General features: G+C 60.7%; 10 protein-coding genes and 1 pseudogene. 6 read left to right on the top strand and 5 right to left on the bottom strand.

The annotated features are described in order from the left end of the window. Positions 1 to 2: 2 nt before the first annotated feature. From ACYZT0_RS10545 to ACYZT0_RS10535, 3 genes and pseudogenes are all read right to left on the bottom strand, one after another. Entirely contained in the window at positions 3 to 488 is a 486-nt protein-coding gene (locus tag ACYZT0_RS10545) for an arsenate reductase ArsC (RefSeq protein ID WP_462045775.1), read from the bottom strand. 36 nt (positions 489 to 524) lie between these two features. Continuing rightward, complete coding sequence (locus ACYZT0_RS10540; RefSeq protein ID WP_462045774.1) at positions 525 to 887, bottom strand: metalloregulator ArsR/SmtB family transcription factor; 363 nt, start codon at positions 885 to 887, stop codon at positions 525 to 527. Between the two features lie 8 nt (positions 888 to 895). Further along, positions 896 to 1036, bottom strand: a pseudogene (locus ACYZT0_RS10535) (arsenate reductase ArsC); the annotation flags it as partial. Positions 1037 to 1580: 544 nt separating this feature from the next. Here ACYZT0_RS10535 and ACYZT0_RS10530 point away from each other — a divergent pair. Further along, positions 1581 to 7196, top strand: coding sequence for a putative Ig domain-containing protein (locus tag ACYZT0_RS10530; protein WP_462045773.1), 5616 nt, complete (start codon positions 1581 to 1583; stop codon positions 7194 to 7196). A gap of 228 nt (positions 7197 to 7424) precedes the next feature. On the opposite strand, the gene ACYZT0_RS10525 is transcribed toward ACYZT0_RS10530, so the two are convergent. Both ACYZT0_RS10525 and ACYZT0_RS10520 read right to left on the bottom strand, forming a co-directional pair. Continuing rightward, a complete protein-coding gene (locus tag ACYZT0_RS10525; protein WP_462045772.1) occupies positions 7425 to 8795 on the bottom strand; it encodes an HlyD family type I secretion periplasmic adaptor subunit in 1371 nt (456 codons plus the stop codon). Then, positions 8788 to 10509, bottom strand: a complete 1722-nt coding sequence (locus ACYZT0_RS10520; protein WP_462045771.1) for a type I secretion system permease/ATPase — start codon at positions 10507 to 10509, stop codon at positions 8788 to 8790. The genes ACYZT0_RS10525 and ACYZT0_RS10520 overlap by 8 nt, the downstream gene beginning before the upstream one ends. A 471-nt stretch (positions 10510 to 10980) precedes the next feature. On the opposite strand from ACYZT0_RS10520, the gene gfa reads away from it, so the two are divergent. From gfa to ACYZT0_RS10495, 5 genes are all read left to right on the top strand, one after another. Beyond that, the gene (gfa, locus tag ACYZT0_RS10515; protein WP_462045770.1) at positions 10981 to 11559 is read left to right on the top strand and encodes an S-(hydroxymethyl)glutathione synthase; all 579 of its coding nucleotides are present in this window, start codon (positions 10981 to 10983) and stop codon (positions 11557 to 11559) included. 666 nt (positions 11560 to 12225) lie between these two features. Beyond that, positions 12226 to 13437 carry a non-hydrolyzing UDP-N-acetylglucosamine 2-epimerase gene (gene wecB / locus ACYZT0_RS10510; protein ID WP_462046541.1) on the top strand — a complete coding sequence of 404 codons (1212 nt, stop codon included), beginning with the start codon at positions 12226 to 12228 and terminating at the stop codon, positions 13435 to 13437. Positions 13438 to 13478: 41 nt separating this feature from the next. Then, complete coding sequence (locus ACYZT0_RS10505) at positions 13479 to 15692, top strand: hypothetical protein (protein ID WP_462045769.1); 2214 nt, start codon at positions 13479 to 13481, stop codon at positions 15690 to 15692. Between the two features lie 12 nt (positions 15693 to 15704). Further along, positions 15705 to 17819, top strand: coding sequence for a glycosyl transferase family protein (locus ACYZT0_RS10500; RefSeq protein ID WP_462045768.1), 2115 nt, complete (start codon positions 15705 to 15707; stop codon positions 17817 to 17819). Beyond that, complete coding sequence (locus ACYZT0_RS10495) at positions 17816 to 20359, top strand: NfrA family protein (protein WP_462045767.1); 2544 nt, start codon at positions 17816 to 17818, stop codon at positions 20357 to 20359. The genes ACYZT0_RS10500 and ACYZT0_RS10495 overlap by 4 nt, the downstream gene beginning before the upstream one ends. Positions 20360 to 20365: the final 6 nt, after the last annotated feature.

The following is a 20365-nucleotide window of genomic DNA, read 5'->3' as shown; positions in this document are numbered from 1 at the left end:
GATCATTGCTCCTGCGGATACAGCGTGCCTATCAGGGCCAGCTCTGCCTTGAGCTGTTCGGCACTCAGTTGAGAAAGCGGTAAAGCCAGGAAAGCATCAATACGGGTTTTGATCTGCTCCAAGGTGGCTTCAAAAGCCGCCTCGATTTCTTCTTGAGTCCCGTGGTATTCCGAAGGGTCAGCCAGTCCCCAGTGGGCTTTGGTGGCTGGCCCGAAAAATACCGGACAGGCCTCACCGGCAGCCTTGTCGCACACCGTGATGACGAAATCAGGTGCCAAATTCACATGGACATCGCTGGACTTACTGAACAGCCCGAGCGTCGACATACCAGCGTTTTCCAAAGTCTTGAGACTCAGCGGATTCACTTCACCTTTGGGCTGACTGCCCGCGCTGTAGGCTTTCATGCCTTCCGGTGCCAAGTGATTGAAGACTGCTTCACAAAGGATGCTGCGGCAGCTATTGGCAGTGCAGAGGAACAGGATTTTCATCGAGCGATCTCGTAGTCGAAGGCGGAATCAGGCGACCTAGCTTTCACAGCAGGCGAGTGCCCGCTCGGGACGGTCACCCATCTCATCTAGGCGTTTGGCATCAGGGCTCAACCAGTGCTTGTTGCTTTCGAGCACGGTGGTCAGTACTTGATGAACCCAATCTGGGAGATTTGGATGCAGTCGGTAATACACCCATTGGCCTTGTCGACGGTCCGACAGCAAACCGCAACCGCGCAGTTGCGCGAGGTGTCTGGAGACTTTTGGCTGACTCTCTTTCAACGCGCAGGTCAGCTCGCAAACACATAGCTCTCCTTCACGGGTGATGAGCATCATCGTGCGGACCCGAGTGTCGTCAGCCAGGCATTTAAAAACAGTGGTCGGTGTCAGGTGGTCAGCCATATCGGTTCTCAGTGTTTGTTTTTGACCAAGACGAACATCTTGATGCGCTCATGAATTTCGTGAAGGGTGTGACGCAAGGCATCGGATTTGATGCTGGTGACCGGGTCTTCAAAACTCCAGGCCAATGCCTCACCGGCTCCGGCCAACTGGGAGCGTGCAGCGTTGGCGGTACAGACGAACAGGACACGGGCTTTGCTGGTCATTGTGAAGCCTCAGCTCACATGCGGTTTGACGAATATATGTTTTCCCGCATACAAGGTAAAGAGCCACCGACACATTAATCCGTCAAATGATTGGACTCCGCCGACCACCTTCAATGAAAGCCCTGTATTACTGCGTTAGCCACGTAAATCGCTTTTCGGGTCTCTTCAAATATCTGCTGCGGTGTATATATGGTTTTCCCAATCACCTGCCAATGCCGCGACGACAGAGCGTGCCTGTTCATATCCAGTCATCAACAAGAACGTAGGCGCTCGCCATAGCTCTTCATCCCCACACTGAACAACTCTGAGCAAGCGTCAACAGAACGTTACTTTTTCGAAACACCTCACAACCATTGATCAGTTAGTCCGATTTTTTGACACTTCCCCGATATGCGGTCATAACTTTTACGCTCCGCTGGGTCATAACACGGTGGCCGTCGATGGAATATTGGCGTCTAGCGAGGTTCTAGCCTGATACGGAGATAAGCTCATGATTTTCAATGTACAAAATTTTGGCGCCAAAGGAGATGGCATCACCGACGACACGGCGGCGATACAAAGTGCGATTGATGCAGCGGCCGCAGCAGGCGGGGGGCAGGTGTATATGCCGACCGGAACTTATATCGTTTCCGGAGGCGAGGAACCCTCCGACGGCTGCTTGATGCTCAAGAGTAACGTCTACCTGTACGGCGACGGCATGGGCGAAACCAACGTCAAGGTGGCTGACGGATCCGACACCAAGATCACGGGTGTCATCCGCTCGGCCTATGGCGAGGAAACCCACGACTTTGGCGTCAGTAACCTCACCATCGACGGGAACCGCGACCACACCACCGGCAAGATCGACGGTTGGTTCAACGGCTACATTCCCGGCCAGGCAGGCTACGACTCCAACGTCACCCTCGACAGCGTCGAGATCAAGGATTGCTCCGGGTACGGTTTCGACCCCCACGAGCAGACCGTCAACATGGTCATCAAGAACAGCGTGTCCCATGGCAATGGCCTGGACGGCTTCGTTGCTGACTTCCTCAGCGACAGCACCTTCGAAAACAACGTCGCCTACGACAACGACCGCCACGGATTCAACGTCGTCACCAGTACCCACGACTTCACGCTCACCAACAACGTTGCCTACAACAATGGCGGCAATGGCATCGTGGTGCAGCGCGGCAGCGAGAACATCCCCTCCCCCAGTAACATCACCATCACCGGTGGCGAGGTGTACGGCAACGGCGCCGAAGGGGTGCTGATCAAACTGTCCAGCGACGTGACCGTCGACGGCGTCGATATCCACGACAACACCAGCGCCGGGATCCGCGTCTACGGCAGCAACCACGTCGAGATCATCGACAACACGCTCAACAACAATTCCCTGGGCAACCCCGTACCGGAAATCATCATCCAGTCCTACGACGACACCCTGGGCGTGTCCGGCAAGTACTTCAACGGCAGCGACAACACGATCCAGGGCAACATCATCAGCGGCAGCAACCTGTCGACCTACGGTGTTGCAGAGCGCAATGAAGACGGCACCGATCGCAACGCCATCATCGGCAACACCATCAGCCACACCAGCAAGGGCGCCACGCTGGTCTATGGCGACGGCAGCTACGTCAGCGCCACGGTGCCGATGACCACCGTGCAAGGCACGGCTGGCAACGACACCCTGCTGGGCAGCGCCGCCAGCGAGATTTTCTATGGCGCAGCCGGCAACGACACCATCAATGGCGGGGCCGGTGACGACATTTTGGTGGGCGGAGCAGGCATCGACAAACTCACCGGCGGCACGGGTGCCGATACGTTCCGTTTCGTCGCCCAGTCCGACAGTTACCGCAACGCTACCGCAAGCTTCGATGACACCCTTACCGACTTCGACGTCACCCAGGACAAGATCGACCTCGCCGGCCTCGGCTTCACCGGCCTGGGCAATGGCCGTGGCGGCACCTTGCAGGTCAGCTACAGCGCCAGCAACGACCGCACCTACATCAAGGACTACGATGCCGACGCCAGCGGCAATCGCTTCGAGTTGATTCTCTCGGGCAACCTGGCCAGCACCCTGACCGCCAGCAACTTTATTTTCAATCGGGTGGTCACCGGCACCAGCGGCAGCGACTCGCTGTTGGGCAGTGATTCTGCCGACACCCTGCTCGGTCTGGCGGGCAACGACAGCCTCAGTGGCGGCGCGGGCGACGACAAAATTGACGGCGGCGCCGGCATGGATACCCTCACCGGTGGTGCCGGGGCGGACACCTTCGTGTTCTCCAACCGCCTGGACAGTTACCGCAACTACAACACCGGCGGCGCCAACCTGGGCGACCTGATCACCGACTTCGATACCACCGCCGACAAGATCGACCTCTCGGCCATGGGTTTCACCGGCCTGGGGGACGGCAAAAACAACACCGTGTACCTGGTGCTCAACACCACCGGCACCAAGACTTACATCAAGACCCTGACTGCCGACGCCAATGGCAACCGCTTCGAGGTAGCGCTGGACGGCAATTACCTCGACAAACTGACCAGCGCCAATTTCGTCTTTGCCACCTCGCCAACGGTCAACCATGCGCCGGTGGTGGCAACGGCATTGCTGGATCAGAACGCCACTGAAAACACCCCGTTCAGCTACGTGGTGCCGGCCACCAGTTTTACCGATCCGGATAACGACAGCCTCAGTTACACCGCCAAACTGGCCAATGGCAGCGCCCTGCCCGGTTGGCTGACCTTCGACGCCGCCACCCGCACCTTCAGCGGCACACCAAGCGACACGGCATCGGGCACTTACTCCATACAGGTCACCGCGTCCGATGGCAGCAATGCAACCGTCAACGACAGCTTTACCCTGGCCGTACAGGACGTACCCGCCGCACCCACTGTGATCAATGGCACGCCGAACAACGACACGCTGACGGGCACCGCTGCCAACGAACAACTGTTCGGTGGCGCCGGTAACGACACCCTTAATGGCGGCGCCGGCGACGACATTCTGGTTGGCGGCACCGGCGTAGACAAACTCACCGGCGGCGCGGGTGCCGACGTGTTCCGCTTCACCTCAAAACTCGACAGCTACCGCACCGGGTCCACCAGTGCCGGTGACCAGATCCTCGATTTCGATGTGGCTGCCGACAAGATCGATGTCTCGGCACTCGGCTACACGGGCCTGGGCAGTGGCCTGAACGGCACGCTGCAAGTGACCTACAGCGCCTCGAGTAACCGCACCTACCTCAAGGATCTCACCGTCGACGCCAACGGCAACCGCTTCGAGGTGTCACTGGCGGGCAACCTGGTGAACAGTCTGACGGCAAGTCATTTCGTCTTCGCCGACCCAAACACCCCCAGCAATGTAGCACCGGTGGTGGCCATCCCCCTCCTCGACCAGAACGCCACCGAAAGCACGCCGTTCAACTACACCGTAACCCACGACAGCTTCACCGACGCCAACCAGGATGCGCTGACCTACACCGCGACCCTCGCCGACGGCAGCGCCCTGCCCGCTTGGCTAAGTTTCAACGCCACCAGCCTGACGTTCACCGGCACCCCGACCAGCACGGCGTCCGGCAATTACAACGTACTGGTCAAGGCCACCGATCCTTCAGGCGCGTCAGTCAGCGACAGCTTCGCCCTGGCGGTGGCCGATGCGCCCGCCAACACCATCACCGGCACCAACAACGCCGAAAGCCTCAACGGCACGGCGGGCGCAGACCTGATCCTCGGCCTCGGTGGCAACGACACAATCAAGGCCGGCACCGGCGCGGACATCGTCGACGGCGGCGCCGGACGCGATTCGCTGTACGGCGGCGACGGTGCCGACACCTTCCGCTACACCAACGTACTCGACAGTTACCGCGACTACGACACCGGCGGTGTCACGGCGACCGACACGGTCTACGACTTCACCGCGGGCGTCGACAAGATCGACGTTTCAGCGCTGGGCTTTCTCGGCCTCGGCGATGGCAGCAATGGCACGCTGTACATGACCCTCAACGCGGCCGGCGACAAGACCTACATCAAATCCGCTGAGGCCGACGCCGATGGCAATCGCTTCGAAATCGCCCTCAACGGCAACTACCTCAACACCTTGACCGCCAGTGATTTCGTGTTCGGCGAGCGCGCCCAGCAAGACATCCTCTACCTGCCCACTCTCGGCCAATCCAATGCGCGCCTTTTGCGCATGACGGAGGACGACGATCAATCCGGCACCTCAATGCTGGTCAAGGACCTGGACCGCTACACCAACTATGACGTGCGCAGCCAGTTCGCCGACGCCGACGGCAATGGCATCGACATCGCGGTGGGTGGCAGCACGGTCAATGGCATGTCGACCCTGGGCGCCGAGGAACTTAAGTTGTGCTGGTGGCTGACCGACACCAACCAACCCGGGCCTGCGCTATTGCGTGCCGTGGCGTTACTGGGGGATCAGCTCACCGAACTCAAATCCATCGATAAGGTCACCATGGGCATCATCTGGGGCCAGGGCGAGGAAGCCGCCCAGGAGATTGGCCGCTCCACGGACAAAGCCGCGGCAGCAGCGGCGTACAAGGCCGCGACCCTGAATGTGTTTGATTACCTGCATGCCCAGTTCGGCAACTTCAGCGTGTACATGATGGAAACTGGTCACTACGAGCAGGACGCGGCGCGTGCCCGTGGTTATTCGGAAGAGAAAATTGCCTCCATCGTCGAGGGGGTTGGCTATGTCCGCGCCGCCCAAGAGGCCATTGCCGCCGAGCGTGCTGACGTCAAGCTGGCAGTGGACTACACCGACCTGCCCTTGCGCTACGAGGTTGATCCGCTGGTGTACCCGGACGACGTCTGGCACCTGCATGAGGAATCGGCGGAAATCGTCGGCCAGCGCCTGGCCGATTACATTGCCAATGACCTTGGCTTCCAGGGCAACCCCAACGACAACAACAGCGTGCAGGCCATTTTCGACAACGCTCAGAACCAGGGCGGGATGATTTCCGGCACTGATCAGGCGGATACCCTGGTGGGCAGTTCGGGCAACGACACACTGGATGGCGACCTGGGCGCCGACACCATGACCGGTGGCGATGGCAACGACATCTACGTGGTCGATAACGCGTTCGACAGCGTGGTGGAAACCAACACCTCGACCTCGCAGATCGATACCGTCCAGGCCTCGGTTAGCTGGACGCTGGGCGCCAATCTCGAGAACCTGGTGCTCACCGGGGTGTCGGAGATCGACGGCACCGGCAATGAGCGGCGCAACTTCATCACCGGCAATGCCGCCGACAACGTGCTCGATGGTGCCGCAGGGGCCGACAGCATGAGCGGTGGCGATGGCGACGACACCTACTATGTCGACGATGCCGACGACACCGCGATCGAGACCAACAGCAATGCGGTGCCTGGAGGGATCGACAGCGTGCACAGCAGCCTGGCGGCCTACACCCTCGGCAGCAACGTCGAGAATCTGTATGTCAACAGCGCTGGTGCCGCCAATGGCACGGGCAACGCGCTGGACAACACGCTGTTCGCCGGTGCCGGCAACAACGTGCTGGACGGACGCGATGGCAATGACACGGTGTCCTTCGAGCGTGCCTTGGCGGGGGTTACCGTAAACCTTTCGACGTCCGCACAACAAAACACCGTGGGTTCCGGGCTCGACACCTTGAAATTCTTCGAAAACGTGACGGGAAGCGCCTATGCCGACAGTCTGTCGGGGAACAGCGCCGCGAACATTCTGAACGGTGGTGCCGGGAACGACACGCTTTTGGGTGGTTCGGGCGATGACCGGCTGATCGGCGGTGCAGGTACCGACAACCTCACCGGCGGCACTGGCGCGGACACCTACGCGTTTGGTGCGCTGTCGGACATGGGCGTCGGGGCTTTGCGCGATGTGATCAGCGGCTTCAAGACCACCGAGGGTGATCATCTGGATTTCACCGGCCTGGACGCCAACCCGCTGACCGCCACCGTCGACGCCTTCATGTTCATCGGCAGCAACGCCTTCGACCCCACCAACGCCACCGGCCAACTGCGCTTTGCCGATGGCATCCTCTACGGCAGCGTCAACGCCGACGCCACCCCCGAGTTCGAATTCGAAGTGGTGGGCGTCAAGGAGCTGCATGCCAGCGACTTTACAGCCTGAGTTGCATTTTGCTCGCGAAGGCGGCGGTACATTCGGCATGGAGGCTGACTGATCCACCGCTATCGCGAGCAGCCCGCTCCCACAGGGGATTTTCAGTGCATGGAAAGTCAACGACCAACACAGGCAAAATGTGGCGAGGGGATTTAGCGAAACGTCGCACCGCCCCCGCCACAGCGGGTACACAAATCCGCAAGCACCCGCAGCGATAGTGGTAACGGTCGGTCATGCTCATTCCTCTTTGAAGGCCGCAAGCAAGCGTTCACGCAAAGGTTTCATCAGGTAATTCATCAAGGTGCGTTCCCCCGTCACCACCGTGACATCGGCGAGCATACCGGGGCGCACCAGCAGGCCGGCGGCCTGCAGCGAGGCGACGGTGTTGGCGGGAATTTCGACCTTCGCGGAAAAATACGGCTGGTGCGTTTGTTCATTGATCAACTGGTCCGCCGACACCGTTGTCACCGTGCCGGTGACGGTCGGCGTATCCACCCGTTGCAGCGCGGTGAAATGCACATGCACCGGCAGACCCGGGCGCAACTTATTGGCCATCAGCGGCTCGAAACGCGCGGTGATCGCCATTGGCGCATCCAGCGGCACCACCTGCATCAGGGTTTGGCCGGCCTGCGCAACGCCCCCGACCGTATGAATGCTCACGTCCATGACCTGCCCGGACGCCGGCGCACGGATCGCACCGTTGTCGACTTCAAACTGCAAGGCATGAATCTGATCGGCATAACCTGCCGCCTCGGCAGAGACCTCGCTGAGCTGGGTTTCTGCATCTCGGCGAAATTCCTGCTGCGCCTGCAAAGCCTTGAGCCGGCTTTCGTTGATCGCCTGTCGGGTCCTGCCGACATCGCCCACTCCGGAGGAAATCTGTCCAGCCAATTGGGCTGCGTTGCGCTCGGCCTCGAAAAGCTTGTTGCGCGGAATGTAGCCTTCACGGGCCAAATCACGCAGGCCTTCCAGCTCCTGCTGCTGGAAGCGCATCTGCGCGTCGTAGTTGCGCTTGACGCCTTCGTAGCCGAGCAATTGCTGCTGCAATGCCGCGGCTTCGTGTTCGATGATCTGCAAGCGGCTGCCCAATTCTGCGCGGCGGGTCAGAAACAACTGGCTCTGCAAGGCCATGGCGGCCTTGACCCGCGACTCGTCGGCGCGTTCCAACAGTTCAGCGGGCCATTGGATCTCGGCTGAGCCCAGGCGCTCGGCAATCAACCGCGCCTCGATGCTGCGATCGTTGAGCAACTTGCCCAGGGTCACGTCCAGTTGCGACTGTGCCTGCACCGTATTGAGCTGCACCAGCAACTGTCCCTGGGTGACGCGGTCGCCATCGCTGACCAGCAGCTTTTCCACCACCCCACCGACCAACGACTGCACAGCCTTGCGTTCGCCCGCCACCACCACGGTGCCGCTGCCCACGACACCCTGGTCGAGCGGCGCCAGACAGGCCCAGAGCAGGAAGCCGCCCAGCGTCAGGACCAGGAAACCCACACCATAGCGTGCAGCTCCCCCGGCGTCGGTACTGGCGCGAGACTGCGGTGTGGCGCCGCGCACACTCAGTCCCTGCTCGCTGTACGTTTGTACCTCTGGGGTCAGATCACGCATCTCCGCCAGCCTCCCTGACCGCGGCCGGTCTTGGCCCCGGCCTCAATGCCTTGAGCACCCGATCCCTTGGACCGAATGCATGTTGAGTGCCGTCCTTGAGCACCAGGATGTGATCGACCACCGCCAGCACATTAGGCCGGTGGGTAATCAGCACCACGGTGCTGCCAGCAGCCTTGAGCGCATTGATGGCCTGCACCAGCGCCAGCTCTCCGGCTTCATCGAGATTGGAGTTGGGCTCATCGAGCACGATCAGCGACGGGCGCCCATAAATTGCGCGAGCCAGGCCGAGGCGTTGCTTTTGTCCACCGGACAAGCCAAGCCCGCCGGGACCCAGCGGCGTGTCGTAACCCTTGGGGAATTTCAGGATCATCTCGTGAATGCCGGCGTGACGCCCTGCGGCGATGATCTTGTCGGCGTCCTGCTCGCCGAACCGGGCAATGTTGTCGGCCACACTGCCGTCGAACAACTCGATGTCCTGCGGCAGGTATCCAAGGTGCGGGCCCAGGGCGTCGTGGGACCATTGACTGATCTCGGCGTCGTCCAGGCGCACCGACCCGCCCATGGCCGGCCATACCCCGACCAGCGCCCTGGCCAGCGTTGATTTACCACTGGCGCTGGGGCCAACGACGGCGAGCACATCACCTTTGGCCAGGCTGAAATTGATGCCCCTCAGGATCGGTTGCGAGGCGCCGGGCGGGCCGACATACACCTGCTCCAGGCGCAGCGCTCCGGTGGGCGGTGGCAACGGCATGCGCAGGCGCTCGCGCGGATGCTGGGCAAGCAGTTGGCTGAGGCGCTGGTAGCTCTGGCGGCCGGAGTTGAATTGCTTCCAGGAGCCAATGGCGATTTCAACGGGCGCCAGGGCACGCCCCAGCAGCAGCGACATCGCAATCATCATGCCCGCCGACAATTGGCCTTCAAGCACCAGCAACGCCCCCAGGCCCAGGGCCAGCGACTGTCCGGAGATGCGCACAAAACGAGTCGTCGAAGTGATCCGCGCGCTGCGGTCGCTAGCATGGGACTGGGCGGCAATGATGCGTTGCTGCAGCAGGCTCCAGCGCTGGCGCAACGGCCCGAGCATGCCCAAAGCCTGGATGACTTCGGCATTCTGTAGTGTGCTGTTTACATAGATCGACGACTGCACGCCCAGGCGATTGGCTTCGCCCAAGCGTGTGCGAGTCGCCAACTCGCCCCACAGCGCCAGGCCGAACAGCACCAGGGCCAGAACCAGCGTCAGCACGCCGAACCAGGGATGAAAGATGAACGCCACCAGTAGGAAGATTGGCAACCACGGCGCATCGAGCAAGGCGATCAGGCCCTGGCCGGTGATCAACTGCCGCAGCGTTGCCAGATCGGTGAGCACCTGCGCCGGGTTGGCGTTGTGCTCGCGCAGGCTGCGGGCGAAGGCGGCGTCGAAAATCCGCTCGCCCAAGGCATCGTCCAGCCCCGCGCTCATGCGGATCATCACCTCGCCGCGTGCCCACTCGATCAGGGCGCTGAACATGAACAGTCCCAGGGCGATCAAGGTGAGCATGAACAAGGTGGTTTCGTTGCGGCTGGTGAGGACCCGATCGTACACCTGCATCATGTAGAGCGATGGCACCAGCACCAGCAGGTTGATCACGCCACTGAACAGCGCCAGCGACCAGAACACCCGGCGATAGCTTAATAAAGCGGCATCAATGTCATGACGCGGATCGAGAAGCAAACCCATAGAGTGTCGCTCGCAAATGGAATAGTCGGTCGAAGACGCAATCCATCGCGAGCTTTTTGCCCTAAGGCATTGGAGAAAACACTAAACGTAGCCTGACGTGCCGCTATCAGAGACGAATCTCGTCGCCACAAGCGCCAATTACTGACAACGCATCCACGGGTTAGTGCCGGTTCGACGGGCTGGGTTTTCATGTGGGTGACGGGCGGGAATGTTGCATTCATTCGGACTGGGCACGAAATCTCATGAACATTCAACATTGCCCATAAGTCAAATGATGCATTGGAGTCCGCCCGTCCCTTCCAGATGCTCACACCGCCCCCAGTTGCCGAAGAGGGTCTAGGATGCGATGAATGGCGAGCGTGAATTGTCGCCCTTCGTCACTCACGCCTTGCCGCTGGAGCGAAATGATCTACCGGCCTGGTGTACGGCCCCAGGCACTTTCGTCTGACACCCTGAAACGGAGAAGCCAACGTGAGCACCTTGAAACTTCACCCTGCACTGGACAATGGTATCCAACCCGCCGCCGCGAATTTCACAGGTGGCACCCTGCAATGCCTGTGTGCGACCGACAAGGTCGAGGTCAAGATCGACGCACAAACCCTGCATAATCACGCGTGCGGCTGCAGCAAATGCTGGAAACCGCAAAGCGCGACATTCGCCGTCATTGCCGTAGTACCTCGGGATAAGGTCAGCGTCACTGCCCACGGCGAAAAACTGGCAATTGTCGACGAAAGCGCCGCCATCCAGCGCCACGCCTGCAAGCAGTGCCACGCCCATCTCTTCGGGCGCATCGAGAACAAGGACCATGCGTTTTATGGCCTGGACTTCGTCCACACCGAACTCTCTCCCCAGAGCGGATGGGCCGCGCCGAGCTTCGCTGCGTTCGTGTCCTCCATCATCGAAACCGGCACACCGCCAGCACAAATGAAGGCCATCCGTGAACGCCTGCGCTCGATCGGCCTGGATCCCTATGACTGCCTGTCGCCGGACTTGATGGACGCACTGGCGACTCATGTCGCCAAACAGAAAGGCCTGCTCCCCGCCGCCTGATTGATCGGCCGCCGCGGTTGCTTCGCCGGACCGCGGTCCCGGTTCACCACCCACATGTAAATCGACGCTCTTCTGGTTGTCATTCATGTTGGCCGCCGTCGCCATCAACAATTGAAGAGAGAGCGAAAGTTCATTAATACTTCGCAAAGAAGCACTTTTTGCATCATGACGATATACAGGCGTCATTTCAGTGACTACCATAACCCTCACTCTAGAAAGTCAGACCGTCAACATGCAGAGCGCGACCCTATAACATATGAGTAATTCATTCGCGCCGACGAGTGGATATAAAAAACTATAATATTGTTATAAATTAATATGTTGAGATCGCCATAACAATCAGGACAAACTTTCTAAAAATTACAAAAAACTAAAAAAGACCGGCCGCACACATAAAAGTTTCAAACTTTGATCATTAAAAAAAATAACGCATATAACACTTTAAAGCATTCACCATCGATGCTAATAATCCGGCCGGTTCCGGGCTTAAGGCGTCGCACCACCTCACATGAAGTGAACATCTGATATCACGCTGATAGCCCCGGTCTTTACTAAATTCAAATAACGCTGGCGTGCTCAAGTTCAATAAAACTTGGGCCGCTGTTGTGTTGCGCGCTAGAACTGCGCAAGGAAGACATCATCGCTCGCCATCATTCAAGGGTTGAAATCCTTTCGATCTTCGGTACCCGTCCAGAAGCCATCAAGATGGCGCCGTTAGTCAAAGCCCTCGCTGCGGAACCTGGCATTCATTCGCAGATATGCATCACCGGCCAACATCAAAGCATGCTTAAACAGGTGCTTGATCTGTTCGACCTCAAGGCCGATTACACCCTCGATGTGATGACGCCGCACCAGTCGCTCAACTCGTTGACTGCGGCGCTTTACGGGGCGATTGACCCCGTGCTGGAAATGACCCGTCCGGACCGGGTGCTGGTACATGGCGACACCACTTCGGCCATGGTTGCCTCAATGGCTGCGTTCCATCGACGCATTCCGGTCGGTCATGTCGAAGCCGGGCTGCGAACCGGTGATATCTACAGCCCGTGGCCGGAAGAAATGAACCGCCGCTGCATCGACCTCGGTGCGGACATGTTGTTTGCGCCGACCCACGAGTCGCGCCAGAACCTGCTCGACGAACGCCTGCAGGGTCGCGCCTTCGTGACCGGCAATACGGTGATTGACGCTTTGCAAATGACGGCGCGGCGCATTGAGCAAGACGCTGACTTGCGTGCAAGCCTGGACCAGCAGTTCTCGTTCCTGCAAACCGGCCGCAAGGTTTTGCTGGTGACCGGGCATCGCCGGGAAAACTTCGGCGAAGGATTCCTGGATATCTGCAAGGCCTTGAGTCATCTGGCGCGGCGCGCTGATATCCAGATCGTCTATCCGGTGCATTTGAACCCCAATGTCATTGGCCCGGTCACCGAGCAGCTGGGCGATCTGCCGAACGTGCACCTCATCAAGCCGCTGGACTACCTGGCCTTTGTGCGTCTGATGCAACGAGCGCATGTGATCCTCACCGACTCCGGTGGCGTGCAGGAAGAAGCGCCCTCCCTGGGCAAGCCGGTGCTGGTCATGCGAGACGTGACCGAGCGCCCCGAAGCTGTCGCGGCGGGAACTGTGCGTCTGGTCGGCACCTCGCCGGACTCGATCATCGCTGGCGTTAACGCATTGTTCGATGACGACCTGCTGTGGCGCCGATGCTCCCAGGCTGCCAACCCTTACGGCGATGGCAAGGCCAGTGCGCGCATCGTTGATGCCCTGATGGGGCGCCCGGTCGATGATTTCATCGTGGCCGGGCAGCCCTTGCCCAAGTTCCTGCACCACTCGTCAGCGGTGCCTGTGCCCGAAAAAAATTACCCGGCTTTTACCTCTCAATAAACCAAACCGCTCATCCCCTTATCAGCTCGAGATCTACCTGAATGAAGTCTTCCGTTGCCATCCATACGGGTGCGCTCAGCGCCCTTGCCTGTGGCGTGAGCCTGCTCGCGCTCATGCCGACCTTTGCCTTGGCCGCGGACAGCCCGCTCACCCAGGCGATCAACCGGCTCAACGCCGACACCCGACAAGAGCGTGAGATCCGCTTGAGCGATCTGGGGATCGATGCACCGATCATCCTCGGCTCCACCGATGCCCGCCGCGAACTGTATCTACCGGTGCCGGCGGGTGTGCCGCTGACGGACGCCACCCTGAATTTCGACGCCAGTTACCTCAATGGCGAAGGCGGACGCAACACGCTGTTGCTGTCGTTGGACGGCTATCCGGTACGCGCTGAAGGGCTCAGCGAAGCCCAGGGTGATGCCAGCGCCACACTGGGCGTGGACAAGCAAGCGCGTGACAGCGGCTCGCTGCGTCTTGGCATTGCCTGGTCGTCAATCGTGTCCCGTGTGTTGTGCGAAGACGAGCGCGCCATCGGCAATGTATTGCGTATCGAACCGGACACTCGCCTCAATTACAGCTACGACGCCAACCAGTTACAGGACGTCGGTGCTGCCTGGACGGCATTGCCTGGCAAACCGGGGATCATGGTCGCGCCGGGCACCTTATCCGCCGACAGCTACGATGCGGCCTGGCGCCTCGGTGTGGCACTGGAGCGGATTGGCAAGCACAGCCGCGTTCTGCCCTTCCCCGCCGTACAAGACACTGTCGACCTGACTGGCCTGCGCATCCCGGCCGAGCTGCAGACTATTCCAGCGTTCGCCGCCCTTAACGGCAAAGGCTCGCACGTTCTGGCGAACCCGGCGCAAATCGGAGCGCTGTTGATGTTGGGGCAGACGCCGAACGTCCAGGCGGATCTGGCCATCAACGACCCGCAGCTGCTCAAAGCCGTGAATGAATCGCTGGAAGCGCTGCAAAGCCAGATTCAGGGTCTCGACGCAACGGCAGCCAACGCCTTCACGCAATGGCGTGAGCGGCATATCAATGCAGGTCTGGCCGCCACCGGTACCGACAACGTGCGCCTGGCATTGCTGGGCACACGCCCGATGCTGATGATCGCGCCGCAAGCGACCGGCAAGGCATTGGCCCTGTTCAGCTCGGCCTGGAACACACTGGCACGCAGCCGCCAATTGACGGTCAGCGAAGCACAGATGCCCTTGAGCGCCGACGGCCGTGTGGCCTTGTCGCGCTTGGGCGGTAACCCTGGCGCCATCGACGTGCTGGCCAAGTCCGACTGGAGCACCTCGTTCCCTCTGGGCAGCGTGGCCTACGACGGTCGCCTGCCGGTGAAGGCGGTGGTCGATGTGTCTGCCGCCCCCGGTGCCTCTGACACCGCGCCGGTGGCCTCGCTGTTTCTCAACGATTACCTGATTGGCGCGCAACAGCTCGTGGCCAACGGTGAACAGCAACGCATCGAAGCACGTATCCCGCGTTACGCCCTGGGTTCGAAGAACGTGCTGCGCGTGTCGTTCCAGCGTCAGCCGGTCAGCGATCGTTGCCTGGAAACGCCACAGGCCTTCCCGGTCTCGGTGCTGCCGACCAGCCACATCGTGCTGGAAAAAACCGCGCTGGCTGATGACTTCTCCGGCATGGCCGCGCGCTTTGCCATGGACACGCAAATCCTCGTACCACAGGCCTACCTCGATCATCCGGCGAGCAGCTTGCCGCAGGTGATTTCGGTGGCTGACGCCGCCGGTGTTTCGCCGCTGCGGGCGCAACTGAACGTCAGCGCCGACCCAAAGGTTTCGGTCACGCCGGACAAAGCCTTCCTCGCCTTCGAGCTGCCGGTCAAGGACAGCAAGGAATCGGTGCAGGTCGATGATCAGGGTCGCTTGCGCATCAATCACAAGGATCAGATGTTGTTGGACATCCATCCCCTCAACCACCTGGCCTCGTTGCAAGTGGTGGATGCCGGCGGCCAGCACGGTCTGGTCTATCGCGCCCTGGGCAATGACGCACCACGCTTCGCCAAACAGATTCTGCTGACCCGCGGCGACGTGGCCATCCTCGGTGACAACGGTGCATTGACCACCTTCGACACCCAGGACCCAAGTGGCAGCCAATTGATCGACAACGAAGAACCCAAGGGCCTCGACGCCTGGCGCAAGCCGTCGCTGTTGTGGCTGATTCCGGGTGGCATCCTGTTGGTCCTCATCCTGTTGCTGGCTGGCCGTAGCGCCCGTCGCAATCGCCAGTAACGGAAACTTTCGATGACGTCGCTTTATTGGCCCTACTGGCTGGCCCACTACTACAGCTTCCTGGAGATCTCGACCATCGTGGTCGCGGTGCTGATCCTGATCTCCAGCCTGGACGATCTGTTCATTGACCTGTGGTACTGGTCTCGCCGCCTGTTTCGCAAGTTCACCGTGGATCGCAAATACCGGCCACTGACCGCCGAGCAGTTGATGGCCCGGGATGAACAGCCGTTGGCGATCATGGTCCCGGCCTGGCTGGAATATGACGTCATCGCACCGATGATCGAGAACATGGTGTCGACTCTGGATTACCAGAACTATGTGGTTTTCGTCGGCACCTACATCAATGACCAACGCACCATTGATGAAGTGGAACGCATGCGTCGGCGCTACAAGCAGCTGCATCGCGTGGAAGTCCCGCATGCCGGGCCGACCTGCAAGGCCGACTGCCTGAACTGGGTGATCCAGGCGATCTTTCTGCACGAGAAAACCCACGGCATGACCTTCGCCGGCGTGGTGCTGCACGACAGCGAAGACGTACTGCACCCGATGGAGTTGCGCCTGTTCAACTACTTGCTGCCGCGCAAGGACATGATCCAGTTACCCGTGGTTTCACTGGAGCGCAACTGGTACGAATGGGTGGCCGGCACCTACATGGACGAATTCGCCGAATGGCATGGCAAGGATTTGGTGGTGCGTGAAAGCATGACCGACACGGTGCCTTCTGCCGGGGTCGGCACTTGTTTCTCCCATCGTGCCTTGCGCGTACTGGCCGGGGAAACCCAGAACCAGCCGTTTAACACTGACAGCCTCACCGAGGACTACGACGTCGGCGCACGCCTGGCCAAGGTCGGCATGAACGCCATCTTCGTGCGCTTCCCGGTGCAGTTTCGCGTGTTGCGTAAATCATGGTTTCGCAAACCTTACGAATCGACCCTGAAGATGCCGTTGTGCGTGCGGGAATTCTTTCCCGATACCTTCCGTACCGCGTTCCGCCAGAAAGCCCGCTGGACGCTGGGCATTGGCCTGCAAGGTTGGGAGCAAATGGGCTGGAACGGCTCGCTGGCCAACCGTTATCTGCTGTTTCGTGACCGCAAGGGCGTGGTGACGGCGTTCGTCAGCATCATCGCCTACGTGATTCTGGTGCAGCTGTTGGGCCTGATCATCCTGCGCCAGAGTGGCCTGTGGGACGTGAGTTTCCCGACACCCTTTGAAACCAATGGCTTTATCCAATACCTGTTACTGGCCAACGGTATCGCGCTGGCCTGGCGTATCGCGCACCGCTGCTATTTCACCACCGTACTGTACGGCTGGCAGCACGGCTTGCTGTCCATCCCGCGCATGGTGGTGGGCAACTTCGTCAACTTCATGGCCGCCTCACGCGCCTGGCGCATGTTCCTGGTCGGCAAGGCGCTGAACCGCAAACTGGTGTGGGACAAGACCATGCACGACTTCCCGTCCACCGACCTGGTGGCTGCCGCACCGCGCAAGCTGGGCAGCGTGTTGCTGTCCTGGCAGGCGATCAACGATGCTGACCTGCAAAGCGCCCTCGCCGAACAGAAAAACCGGCACATGCCCTTGGGGCGGATTTTGCTCAGCAACGGCTGGCTGGACGACGAGACGCTGGCTGAAGCCATCGCCTTCCAGAACGATCTGCCACGGGTATTCGATGTGGCCGCCAAGGCACGGGACTCAATCCTGACGCTGGACGATGAGTTCGCCCTGCGCTGGCGCGTGGTGCCGCTTGGCTTGAATGCCGACGGCCGCGCGCAAGTCGCCGTCGCCAGCCCTCTTCCGGCCGAAGGTCTGCAACAGGTCAGCGATGAACTGGGCAGCGAACCGGTGCAACTGATTGCACGTGAAAGCGAAATCGTCGCGCAATTGCGTCAACTGAACGTGCGTGAAGGCCAACCCGTGCCGGATGCCCGTGCGCCGCTGCTGGGCGACCTGTTGATCGAAATGGGGCTGCTGGATCGCGACGTGTTCAGCCGCTCCATGTTGCAGTACCGCCCGCAGCATCACGGACGCATTGGCGACTATCTGGTCGACAGAGGCGTGCTGCCCCGCTCCACCATCGAAAAGGCCGTGGCGCGTCAGCACAGCCACTACCCTGCGGAGCTTCCGGCATGAACCGCCCCTTCCTGACCCTGATGGCCACGGGGCTAAGCCTGTTACCTGGGCTTGCTCATGCCGAGACGCTGCCCCTGCCGTTGACCGGCCCGGCCTTTGAAACTGCCAACGAGGCGTACAGCGCGTACGAGCGTAAAGACTACGACCTGGCCATCGCCAAGGCCCGCGAAGCGTTGCGTCAGCGCGCTGATATCACTCGCTTGAACACCTTGATTGCACTGGCGCAACGCGACAAGGAACAGCGAGACCATCCCAAGCGCTACCCGCAATCACGTCAGGCACCGGGCTTCGGCGCCGCTGCCCAGGCGTTCAAGGCCTATGACCGCGATGACTTCGGCGTGGCTGCCCAAGCGGCACGCAAAGCCATCGCCCAAGCGCCCAAACGCATGGATTATCGACTGCTACTGATCGAGTCGTTGCAACGCCAACAACATCTACAGGAAGCGGATCAAGCCACCACCCAGGCCCTCGCGGTGTTCCCGGACGACGATACGTTGTTGATGCGTCGTGAAGCGATTCGTCGTCAACTGGCGGCGCCTCTGGCGGTTCAGGGTTATCGCGCCTTGGAGCAAGGCAATGCGACCCTCGCCGTTGACCAGGCCCGAAAAGCCGTCGCCCTGTCCCCGGAAATCGGCGCCAATCAGCAATTGCTGATCAGTGCCCTGCTCGCTGCCCACGATTACCGTGGCGCCGAACAGACCGCGTCAGGCGCTTTGGCACAAGACGATGGGGAAATCGCTCCGTGGATTCTGCGCAGCTACGCCCTTGATCGTCAGGGTAAGACTCAGGCTGCCCAGGCTGACCTGAATCACGCCCTGGCCATCGATGGCTTGCTGGAAGCGGAAACTCGTGACATTCGTTTCTTCGCCGCGGACGCCGCACTGGCCCATGGCGAGCCTCAGCAAGCGCTCGATCATTTGCAGCCACTGGCCGACGATGAAGGCGGCGAAGTGGCCCGCCGACGTACCGCCGCCCGAATGGCGCTGCGGCAGAAAAACAACGGCTTGAACGCTATTGCCCCTTTTCCGGCACCGGCCTTGAACTGTCAGGAAACCGCCTTCGGCCTAGTCTGTGACATTTGGCCTGGCAATCAGCGTGATGCCGGAACCGACAAAGCCGCTCAGGCCTACGCGGCCCTGGCTGGCAAGGACCCCGCGTCCGCGGTGGTGCTGGCGAACGAGGCGATTGCCCGGGCGCCACAGAATCCGGCGTACCGACGTCTGCTGGTCAGCGCCTTGACCGACCAGAAGCGTGTGCCCGAAGCCATCGCGGCGGCCAGTGACGGTCTCAGGCTCAATGGCGATGACGCGCGGCTGCTGGCCCAGCGCGGTCGTTTGCGTCAGCAATCCGGCGACGATGCCGGGGCGCGCAAGGATTTTACCCAGGCACTGGCCCTCGGCAGCCTGCCCGCTTACGAAGAAGCCAGTCTGTATGCCGCCATCGGCCAGCGCCGCACCGCCCGCGAACGACTGCAACAAGCGCGGGACACGGGCGAACTGGAATCGATGAGTGACCTGCAGCTCGCTTACTTGTCGGTCCAGGCCGGCGATGATGACGGCGCCCTCGGCTCGTTCCGCAAGGCCGATGCAGACACCCGGCTCACGCCGACGGCCACTCAGGATGCGGCCTACACCGCGATGCGCGCCAACGAAGACCAGCAAGCTGTAGGCTACTTCGAGCGCGTCATCGACGCGCAGCATGCCGGTGAACTGGACATGCCCGCGCAGCAACTGTTCGACACCCGCCGCGCGGTGGGCGATGTCTCGCGCAGAATGGGCTTGACCAGCACCACCAGCTATCGCGGCAACAGTTCGAGCAGTGGTCTAAGCTCCGCGCCGAGCAGCGGCAGCAACAGCAATGACAGCCTGCAAAACAGCACCGAACTGTCCTGGCGCCCCTTGGGTTATCGCAACGCCCGTTTTGTCGAACTCTACGGACGCGTCACCGACACGCTCTGGAGCAAGAACGGTGATTCGGACACCGGTTTCGATGCGCTGCAAGGTGCCGTCGGCGTGCGGGTCAAACCCTTCACCGATCTGAACGTGATGGCCGCCGTTGAACGCACATTCCCCTTGGGATCGTCGGACGTTGACGGTGACTGGCTGCTGCGTTTGGGATACGGCTCAAGCGTCGGCACCGACCTGCGGGTCGATGCGTCCAGCTGGTGGACCTCGCAGTTGTTCGCCGAAGCCGGTCATTACGTCAACGACTCGCGCAACTACTTCAACAGCGAATGGCAGGTCGGCCGCAGCTATGCGATCGGTGGCGCTGGCTCGCGCTGGGTGAGCTTCCCACATGTCGTGGCCGCGTTCGACTACGACTCGAAGATGACCAGCCGGACCGATGCCGACGGCCGTTCGGACTCATCATCCGGCAAGGCCGGCGGGGTGGGTGTCGGTAACAACGTCCGGTATTGGTTCCGCGAAGACGCGTACAACGCGCCCCGCTCCTACGTCGATTTTTCCCTGCAGTACCGCGTAAAGGTGCTGGGCGATGACCGTGCCGAAGGCGTGTTCGCTCGCCTGACTTATTCCTACTGAGGACTT

The sequence above is a fragment of the Pseudomonas sp. ZS1P83 genome (genome assembly GCF_054897825.1).
This window is presented reverse-complemented; position numbering and strand designations above follow the sequence as displayed.